Here is a 7,554-nt window from a genome sequence, read left to right as displayed (position 1 = left end):
GCCACCCTCGTGGCATCTCCGGCCATCGCCGACTCCAAGCCGCTCGACCCCACGAGCCCCGCCAGCCCGACGACGGTGTCGGCAGATGCGCTGCCGACTGTGCAGATCGACGGCGTGGTGTGGCAGCAGGTCATCATCGGCGATACCGTGTACGCAGCCGGTAAGTTCGGAACCGCCCGACCCGCGGGCTCCGCGCCGGGCGTGAACACCGTCGTGCGCAGCAACATCCTGGCTTACAGCCTCTCGACCGGCAACCTCATCACGTCGTTCGCGCCCAGCCTCAACGGAGAGGCCTTCTCGATCGCCGCGTCGCCCGACGGGTCGCGCATCTACGTGGGTGGCTCGTTCACCCAGGTCAACGGCTCATCGGTGTGGCGCATCGCCGCACTGAACGCCACCACGGGCGCCCTGATCCCCTCCTTCCTGCCGAAACCCGGGGGCCCGGTGCGGGCCATCGTGGCAACGGCGACCTCGGTCTACATGGGCGGTCTGTTCAGCACGGTCGGCGCGGAACAACGGCCCGGCGTCGCCGAGGCCACTGCGTCGAACGGAGCGCTGACCCCCTTCGCGCCGCAGGTCACCGGTGGACGGGTCAACGGACTCGTGCTCTCGCCCGACAAGTCGCAGCTCATCATCGGCGGCCAGTTCACGGCGATCAACGGATCGTCGAACCCCGGCTACGGACTCGGCTCGGTCAGCACGGCCGACGGCTCGCTGCTGCCCTTCGCAACGAACAACACGGTGCGCAACGGCAACACGCAGTCCGCCATCACGAGTCTCTCGAGCGACGGCGACTCTTTCTACGGCACCGGGTACGTCTTCGGGGCCGGCGGAAACCTCGAGGGCGCGTTCCGCGCCAACTTCAACGGCGGCACCGTCGACTGGATCGAGGACTGCCATGGGGACAGCTATTCGGTGAAGCCACTCGGCGATGTCGTCTACGTGGCCAGCCACGCCCACTACTGCGGCAACATCGGCGGCTTCCCGCAGACCGACCCCTGGGGATTCCACCGGGCACTCGCGTTCTCGAAGACCGCCACGGGAACCGTCACGCAGGACATCCACGGCTACCCGAGCTTCACCGGCAACCCGTCACCGTCCCTGCTGAACTGGTTCCCCGACCTCGACACCGGAACGGCCACCGGCCAGAACCAGGGACCGTGGAACGTCAACGGCACGTCGAAGTACGTGGTCATGGGCGGCGAGTTCAAGAACGTCAACAACACGGCGCAGCAGGGACTCGTGCGCTTCGCGGTCTCGAGTGTCGCGCCCAACACGCAGGGTCCCCGGGTGACCGGGTCGCGCTTCAACCCGACCGTCACGTCCACGGTGAGCGGAACCGTGCGCATCCGGTGGGCTGCGAACTGGGATCGGGACAACTCGAACCTCAAGTACGAGGTGTTCCGTGACGGCAACACCACGACTCCGATCTACACCACCACGGCCGAGTCGTCGTTCTACAACCTTCCGTCGATGGGATACCTCGACAAGGGCCTCGTTCCCGGCAAGTCGTACCGGTACCGCATCTTCGCCACCGATCCGTTCGGCAACATCGCCCGTTCCGACTCCGTGAGCATCACGGCCACGGCCGCGGGCCAGACCGATAGTGCATACTCCACGGCGGTCATGGCCGACACTCCCACGGAGTACTACCGGCTCGGAGACGCGGCCGGCACGACGGTGGAAGACTGGGCCGGCTTCAACGACGCCTCGGTCAATGGCCCTGTCGACTTCGGCAAGACCGGCATGGATGCCGCTACGACCAACACGGCGATCGGTCTCACCGGCTCCGGCTACGTGACCACTCCCAAGGCCGAGAAGAGCCCGAACAACTTCACGGTGGAGTCGTGGGTCAAGACCACGTCGACCGACGGAGGAAAGATCATCGGCTTCGGCAACGCGGCGACGGGTACGTCGGGCTCGTACGATCGCCAGGTCTACATGGGCAACGACGGCAAGATCTGGTTCGGTGTCTACACCGGCAGCACCGCGACCCTCAATTCGTCGAAGTCGTTCAACGACGGCGAATGGCACCATGTGGCCGCGTCGCTGAGCCCCGCCGGCATGAAGCTGTTCGTCGACGGCAAGCTCGTGGGCAGCCGCACGGATGTCACCCAGGGCCAGGACTTCACGGGATACTGGAGGATCGGCGGCGACAACCTCGGCAGCTGGCCAGGAGACCCGAACAGCGACTACCTCACCGGCGACATCGACGAGGTGGCCGTCTACGGCGCCGCGCTGACGCAAGACCAGCTCGTCGCGCACTACGTGGCATCGGGTCGGGTGTCGCCGATTCCGGCCGCCCCGGCCGACGCCTATGGCGCATCCGTCTTCAACCTCGACCCGACGCTCTACTGGCGTCTCGGTGAGACCGGCGGACAGGTGGCCGTGGACTCGAGCAAGAGCGACAACCCGGGCGACTACACGGGACTCGTGACCCAGGGTGCCTCCGGTGCCCTGTCTGGAGTGACCAACACGGCGGCCATGTTCGAGCCCGTCGACAACGGCGGCTGGCAGCAAGCGGGCATCTCGAGCGCGAGCCAGTTCACCAACCCGAACACCTATGCGCTCGAGCTCTGGTTCAAGACCACCACCACACGGGGTGGCAAGCTGATCGGCTTCGGCACGAACAAGACCGGCGGATCGGGCGGCTACGACCGGCACATCTACATGGGCAACGACGGTCGGCTGACTTTCGGAACGTACACGGGCCAGACGAACACCATCACCACCCCGGCCGCCTACAACGACGGCGCGTGGCACTACGTGTCGGCGTCGCAATCGTCTGCAGGGCTCAAGCTGTTCGTCGACGGCGCGCTCTCGGGCACGAACCCGCAGACACGGGCGCAGGACTACACGGGATACTGGCGGGTCGGCGGCGACACGACGTGGGGCAACACCGCTCCCTACTTCGCCGGCACGATCGACGAGGTCGCGGTCTACCCGCGGGCCCTGACGAGCGACGAGGTGACGAACCACTACAGGCTCGGTGCCGGTGCGGTTCCGAACGTCAAGCCCGTCGCCTCGTTCTCGTCTGTCGTGGCCGACCTCGACGTGACGTTCGACGGGTCGGGCTCGGTCGACCGAGACGGCACGGTCGACTCCTACGCCTGGGACTTCGGCGACGGAGCCACGGCGACCGGAGCGACTCCGGTTCACCACTACACCACGGCCGGCGATCACACGGTGAAGCTGACCGTGACAGACAACACCGGCGCGACGGACTCCGTGGAGCACGCCGTCACCACCGTCCTTCCGAACGTGCCGCCGGTCGCCGCGTTCAAGACGGTCGCGACCAACCTCACCTTGGCGGTCGACGCCTCGGCGGCGTCCGACTCCGACGGAACGATCACCGGCTACGCCTGGAACTTTGGTGACGGTGCGACCGCGACCGGCGCAACGGCCAGTCACGCCTACGCCGCAGGCGGAACCTTCCCGGTCACCCTGACGGTCACCGACAACCGCGGCGCCGTCGTGGCGGCCACGCAGTCGGTCACGATCACGGCACCGCCGGCGAACGTGCCGCCCGTCGCCGCGTTCACGAACACGGTCGCCGACCTCAGCGCATCGTTCGATGCGGGCACATCATCGGATGCCGATGGCACGGTCGCGTCGTACGCCTGGACTTTCGGAGACGGCACGACGGGAACCGGTGCGACGACGAGCCACGCCTACACGGCGGCCGGAACGTTCAGCGTCGTGCTGACGATCACCGACAACGCGGGTGCCACCGGAACGGTGACGAAGTCCGTCACCGTCACGGCGCCTCCCGTGCAGCCGTCGCCGACACTGGCCACGGACGCCTTCGGCCGCTCGGTGACGGGCGGGCTCGGCACGGCCGACGTCGGCGGTGCCTGGTCGGTGACGGGCGGCGTCGCGAACGCCTCTGTCGCTGCGGGCAAGGGCCAGCTCAAGTCGACGAAGGCGGGAGCCAGCCTCGCGGCCTCCCTCGCCGGTGTCTCGTCGACGAGCACGAACACCCGTGCGACCTTCTCGCTCTCGGCGGTTCCGAACGGCGGTGGCGGCTTCGTGTCGGTCGCCGGTCGCCAGGTCGCCCCGGGCACCGACTACCGTGCCCGGGTGAAGATCGCCTCCAACGGAGCAATGACCCTGTACATCGGCAAGACCGTCGGCGGGGTGGAGACGACCCTCAAGGCCGTCAACCTCACCGGAACTTTCGTCGCGGGCACCGAGTACGTGATCCGCACAGAGGTCGAGGGATCGGGCAGCACGACCATCCGCGCCAAGGCCTGGGCGAAGTCGCAGGCGGAGCCGACCAACTGGCAGGCGACGCTCAACGACACGACCGCGGCACTGCAGGCGGCGGGCACTGTCGGGCTGATGAGCTACCTCAGCGGCTCGTCGACCAACGTCCCCCTCGTGGCGTCTTTCGACGACCTGTCGGCATCGACCATCGGCGCTGTCGTCACTCCGCCGGCGCCGGTGAACGCCGCGCCCGTCGCAGCCTTCACCAGCTCTGCCGCTGGGCTCACGGCATCGGTCGATGGATCCTCGTCGACCGACTCCGACGGAACGATCGCGTCGTACGCCTGGAACTTCGGTGACGGCGCCACGGCCACGGGGGCCACGGCATCTCACCCTTACGCCGCCGGCGGCACCTACACGGTGCAGCTCACCGTCGCAGACAACGCGGGGGCCACGGCGACCGTGTCGAACTCCGTCACGGTCACGAGCCCGGTCGTGCCGGTCGATCCGAACCCCGGGGCCGCACTCGCTGCCGACACGTTCGAGCGCGCGGGGACGGCAGGATTCGGATCGGCCGAGACGGGTGGCGCCTGGACGGTGAACGGAGGTGCCGCGAACGCGTCGGTCGCCGCCGGAAAGGGTGTTCTGACCTTCAGCAAGGGCGGGGCCGGCCTCAACGCCTTCCTGCCCGCCGTCAGCTCGGCCAGAAGCAACGCGGTCGTCACCTTCTCGCTCGACAAGCTCGACAACGGGTCGGGGCAGTACGTGTCGCTGGCTCCGCGCCAGGTGTCGGCCGGCAACGACTACCGCGGCAAGGTCAAGATCGCTGCCAACGGCGCCCTGACCCTGTACCTGGGCAAGACGGTGGGAGGAGTCGAGACGACCCTGAAGGCACTCGGCGTAGCCGGAACGTACGTTCCCGGCACCGAGTACTCGCTACGGGTGCAGGCCATCGGCTCGCCATCGACGACGCTGAGCGCCAAGCTCTGGCCGACCGGCCAGCCGGAGCCCGTCGACTGGCAGGTGACGATCGATGACACGACGGCGTCGCTGCAGGCGCCCGGGGCCGTTGCTCTGATCACCTACCTCAGCGCGCCGACGACGAACTTCCCGATCCGGGTGTCGTTCGACAACCTGTCGGTCGCCCCGGTTCTGTAGGCAGAGGGTGGCCGAGCTGGTCGAGGGGAAGACGATAGCGCGACGAGGGTCGGGTGCGGTGCGCGCGGTGCGCCGGGTGGCCCGACGTGCCCGCAAGCGGCTCCGCGGCCGCCGCGCGGTCGTCGAGGCGAGGATGCTGGGCCGTCGTGAGCGGCGGGCCACCGACTCTGTGCTGGGCACCGAGCCGGTGGTCGTGTCGCTCACGAGCTATGGCTCGCGCATCGAAACCGTCCACCTGGCCATCGAATCCATTGCGCGTGGCACTGTTCGTCCGGCCCGCATGATCCTCTGGATCGATTCACCCGTCGACCTGTTGGCTCTTCCGCCGGCCCTCGAACGGCAGAAGGCTCGCGGGCTCGAGGTGCTGCTCGCCACCAACTACGGGCCGCACACGAAGTACTACCCCTATGTCGAGTCGCAGACTCGGTTCACCGTGCCGCTCGTCACCGCCGATGACGACATTCTGTATCCCGCCGATTGGCTGTCGGGCGTCATGGCCGCGAACCGCGCGCATCCCGATTCGATCGTCGGCTATTGGATCAGGCGCATGTGCCTGGATGCCGACGGCCGGCCGACGGCCTACACGTCGTGGCCCTACGCATCCGACACCCGGCCGCACGCGGCGAATGTCGCCCTGGGTGTCTCGGGCGTGCTGTACCCGACCGGCATGCTCGACCGCCTGCGCGAACAGGGTGACGCGTTCTCGTCGGTCGCCCCCTACACCGACGACCTGTGGCTTCACGCGATCGCCCTGCGCTCGGGCGTGCCGGTGCGGCAGATCTCGGGCACGCCCGTTCACTTCCTCACGCTTCCCGGCACGCAGGAGGTGACCCTGGCGTCAGAGAACCTGGCTGGTTCGGGAAACGACCGGGTCGTCGCCGGCCTCTACTCTCGGGCCGACCTCGAGAAGGTCGGCGGAGTCGGCGCGTAGCTCGGTCGAGCGGATCAGGCTCGACGCAGTTACCACGGCCAGAATCGACCAGACCAGGATGCCGGCCACCGAGCGGGTCGCCAGGGCGCTGTAGGTCATGGGAATGACGAACGCGAGCACACCCGCCACCTGGATGCCGCGAACCGTGGAGGACGTCCGGTAGCGCACAAGCAGGTAGATCATTGAGCCGAAGTACAGCACGGCGAAGACGATGCCGATGTCGATCGCGTACATCAGAATCGAGCTTTCGAGGCTCGTGCCGAGTCCGGCCGCCGACGCGACACGATAGCTCGAGGAGATGCCCTGACCGACGAGAAAGAAGTCGGGCCAGTCGCTGAGGAAGAAGCTCAGGGCGAGCTCGCGCGCGTGGGTCGATCCCGTGTCATTCTCCAGGCGCCCGAGAACTCCCGCGGCCAGGGGGGAGAAGGCGGCGCTGACTACTGCGACCGCCGTAACGAAGAGCCCCATGGCCCGTCGGGCCGGGGTGGTCGCCGTGGAGACGACGACGTAGACCGCGGCGACGACGACGAGCGCAATGCCGAGACGCGATTGGGAGACGAGGGCGCCCGCCACCATCAGGGCGAGCAGCGGCACCCGGAGCCACCAGTACCTGACCCCGGCGAGCAGGGGAGTGACCACGCAGACGACCAGCGACAGGGCCAGCGGTTGGTCGAACGTGCCCATCCAACGGTCGTAGCGCGGGTCGAACCAGTAGGTGTCGGCGAACTGCGCCGTGTAGAAGACGGTCTCTTTGAGGCTCCACTGCACGATCGCCACGATGACCGAGACGGTCGTCAGCACGATCAGCATCGTGCGGAAGCGCTGCAGGCTGCGCTTCGTCGCGCCGAGGAGGATCAGCATGAAGACGAGCACGGGTACGACGATCTGGTCGATCAGAATGACCGTTCCGCCGCCGAAGGTGCTGTACCGGGTGTTGACCAGGGCCACCGCAATCACGACGACGAAGACGAGAAAGAGCAGGATGTGATCGGCTACTATCGCGACCAGCCGGCGGCCGTTGTAGAAGCTCTGCACGCCGAAGGCCGCCAGCACTAGCCACGACGCGGGGTGGAAGGACAGGGAGCCGTCGGCTTGGCCCGTGATCAAGTGCCCGGCGATGGAGGGCACGAGGAACCAGAGCGCAGTCGCAAGCCCCACGCTGAGCATGGGGCGGTTTCGCGCGAGCACGGCGAATACCGCGCAGAACGCGATCCAGGCCACGAGCAGAATCACGGCTTGGTTACCGGAACCTTCTTGGC

3 protein-coding genes are annotated in these 7,554 nt (G+C 67.7%); 2 read left to right on the top strand and 1 reads right to left on the bottom strand.

Annotation, left to right across the window (positions count from 1 at the left end; translation table 11 throughout):
• Positions 1-9 precede the first annotated feature (9 nt).
• Together ACE5CZ_RS14405 and ACE5CZ_RS14400 are read left to right on the top strand one after the other, a co-directional pair.
• Positions 10-5,364, top strand: coding sequence for a PKD domain-containing protein (locus ACE5CZ_RS14405; RefSeq protein ID WP_374948018.1), 5,355 nt, complete (start codon positions 10-12; stop codon positions 5,362-5,364).
• A 7-nt stretch (positions 5,365-5,371) separates the two neighbouring features.
• Positions 5,372-6,295: a hypothetical protein gene (locus ACE5CZ_RS14400; protein WP_374948017.1), complete on the top strand. Its 924-nt coding sequence runs from the start codon at positions 5,372-5,374 to the stop codon at positions 6,293-6,295.
• Here the strand turns inward: ACE5CZ_RS14400 and ACE5CZ_RS14395 are convergent.
• A partial coding sequence (locus tag ACE5CZ_RS14395) for a hypothetical protein (RefSeq protein ID WP_374948016.1) occupies positions 6,203-7,554 on the bottom strand: 1,352 nt, incomplete at its 5' end. The genes ACE5CZ_RS14400 and ACE5CZ_RS14395 overlap by 93 nt on opposite strands.

It is taken from the genome of Agreia sp. (assembly GCF_964263775.1).
Classification (GTDB): domain Bacteria; phylum Actinomycetota; class Actinomycetes; order Actinomycetales; family Microbacteriaceae; genus Agreia.
This window is presented reverse-complemented; position numbering and strand designations above follow the sequence as displayed.